The 2,442-nt window shown below is 73.0% G+C and carries 3 protein-coding genes; all 3 read right to left on the bottom strand.

The window, feature by feature from the left end:
- A partial coding sequence (locus ACWF94_RS38705; RefSeq protein ID WP_453499702.1) for an amidase occupies positions 1 to 798 on the bottom strand: 798 nt, incomplete at its 3' end.
- Entirely contained in the window at positions 795 to 1,907 is a 1,113-nt protein-coding gene (locus ACWF94_RS38700) for a C45 family autoproteolytic acyltransferase/hydolase (RefSeq protein WP_453499700.1), read from the bottom strand. The genes ACWF94_RS38705 and ACWF94_RS38700, both read right to left, overlap by 4 nt.
- Positions 1,904 to 2,442: ATP-binding cassette domain-containing protein (locus ACWF94_RS38695; RefSeq protein ID WP_453499698.1), on the bottom strand; the 539-nt coding region annotated here is incomplete at its 5' end. The genes ACWF94_RS38700 and ACWF94_RS38695, both read right to left, overlap by 4 nt.

The raw sequence follows: 2,442 nt of genomic DNA, 5'->3' as shown, positions 1-2,442 counted from the left end.
CAGCGCGATCCGCCGGCCCGCGACGCCCGCAGCGCCCTCGAACTCGGTCGGCAGCGGCGCGGGCGCGGGGACCGACACCGCGTCGACCGGATGCCGGCCGGCGATCACGTTCTGCAGCAGCGCGCAGTCGCCGACCGTCCTGGCCATCGGGCCGTCGTGGCAGTAGTGGTCGAGGTTGTACGGCGGCAGGCCCGGGACCCGCCCGTACGGCGGCTTGAACCCGACGATGCCGTTGAACGAGGCCGGGATACGGATCGAGCCGCCGATGTCGGAGCCGGTGGCCAGCGCCGCGGTGCCCGCCGCGAGCGCCGCGCCGGAGCCGCCGGAGGACCCGCCGGAGGAAAACTCGGGGTTCCAGGGCGTACGGGTCACGCCCCACAGTTCGGTGTGGGTGAAGCCCGCCGCGCAGAACTCAGGCGTCGTGGTGCGGGCGTGCACGATCCCGCCCGCCGCGGTGATCCGCTCGACGATGGGGTGGGTGACGTCGGCAGTGTTATCCCGGTTGTCCCGTAGCAGCATCGACCCCTCGCGGAGCGTACGTCCCGCGATGGGCTGCTCCTCCTTGATCGCCACCGGCAGGCCCTCCAGCGGCCGGGCGTCGCCGCGCGCGTAGCGCTCCTGGGCGGTGTGTGCCCCCCGCAGCGCCTCGTCGAAGGTGTGCTCCGCGAACGCGTTGACGACCGGCTCGGCCTGTCCGGCCCGTTCGATCACCGCGGTCATCAGCTCGACCGGGGACAGCTCGCCGGAGCCGAACAGCCTCAGTGCGGTGGTGGCGGGCAGGTACGCGATGTCGTTCACAGGTTCTCCTTCGCCGCGTCGAGTGGGTAGGGCGCGTAGCCGCCCAGGTCGGGCGCGCCGACGCAGGTGTACAGCGTGCGCGCGGGTATGTCCGCGACGGTCGACACCACGGTGGCGACGTCGAGGTGGGGTGTGTCGGCCGCGTGGTGGCTCAGGGCGTCGGGGGCGCCGTGCCGGTCGGCGAGCACCTCGGCCAGCCGCGGCACGTCGGCGTCCGCGCCGACGAGCGAGCGCAGCCGGGCCAGGCGGGTCCGGGAGTTGCGCAGCCATTCCTCGGGGGCGTTCTCCAGATGCGCTATGTCGCTGAGGAAGTGGTTGGTGTGCAGCAGTACGCCTGCTTCCGGTGCGAGGTGCCCGACCGCCGAGGGTGCCGTCTCGATGTCGAGCGCGCCGTCGGGGTCGGCGATGAGCACATTGCGCGGTCCGGACCGCGGCACGGCCGTGACCGCTGCCGCGGCGGCGTGCCGGTCGGGCCGGGCGAGCGCGATCCTCGTCAGCAGGTAGCGGGGTACCCCGACGCCCCAGTCGTCGGTGCGCAGGAAGTTGGCGAACACGGCGACGCCCGCCTCGTTCATTCCGTGGTGTCCGAGCTGTCCCGCCGGGGTGACCGTGATCAGGGCGGGGCCGTCGGCCGGGGTACGGCGCAGCACGACGAACAGTGACTCGTACGCCGCGGGGAGGTCGGCGTTCTGTGCCGCGATCGTGCCCCGGTCGCCGGTGACGGCGAGCGAGCTGCACTCGGCCACCCAGTCGCCGCGCGCGGTGAGTTCGGCGCGCAGCTGGAGCATCCAGCCGGCGGCCGGGGTGAGGCCGGCCCCCTCGCCGACGCCGTCGACCTCGGCCGCCAGCTCGGGCGCCACCGCGGCGGTCGCCTCCCGCACGGCCAGGACGTACCGGCGTGCCTCGTCGGTGTCCGTCAGCTTGCCGAGCAGTATCTCGTGGTGCCGCCGGACGAGTTCGCGGCAGGACTCGCCGTAGGCCCGGCCCGCGTCGACACCGTCGCCGGGGATGGTCACCTCGGGCAGCCGGGTCAGGGACGGCCGGTTCACCGGCTGCCTTTTCCTGGGCGGGCGGTCACCGGGCAGCCGGTTCATGTGCGGCCGGTTCATGTAGTGCTCCTTGTGGTTCTCCGCGCCTTCAGCGACGGGATCGCCGCGATGAGGCTGCGCGTGTAGTCGTGTCGCGGATCGGTGTAGACCTGCTCGGCAGGCCCGATCTCGACGAGTTCGCCGAGCCTCATCACGGCGATCCGGTCGGCGATCTGCCGCACCACCGACAGGTCGTGCGAGATGAACACACAGCCGAACTCGGCGTCGGACCGCAGCCCCGCCAGCAGTTCGAGGACGCGTTCCTGTGTGGAGGTGTCCAGTGCGGACACCGGCTCGTCGCAGATGAGCAGCCGCGGCCGGCACGCGACCGCGCGGGCGATCGCGATCCGCTGCCGCTGGCCGCCGGAGAACTCCCGTGGCAGCCGCCGGGCGTGCTCGGGGCGCAGGCCGACGCGCGTCAGCAGCTCCGTCACCCGCGCGTCGCGCTGCTCCCGGTCGAGATCGGTGTGCAGCAGGAGCGGCTCCGCGACGATGTCGCCGACGCGCATCGTCGGGTTCAGCGAGCCGAACGGGTCCTGGTAGACCATCTGCAGAT

Source organism: Streptomyces sp. NPDC055078 (genome assembly GCF_053607985.1).
This window is presented reverse-complemented; position numbering and strand designations above follow the sequence as displayed.

Coding starts and splice junctions, on each gene's coding strand:
- ACWF94_RS38700 (WP_453499700.1), bottom strand. CDS start 1,907: ATGAACCGGCCGCACATGAACCGGCTGCCCGGTGACCGCCCGCCCAGG.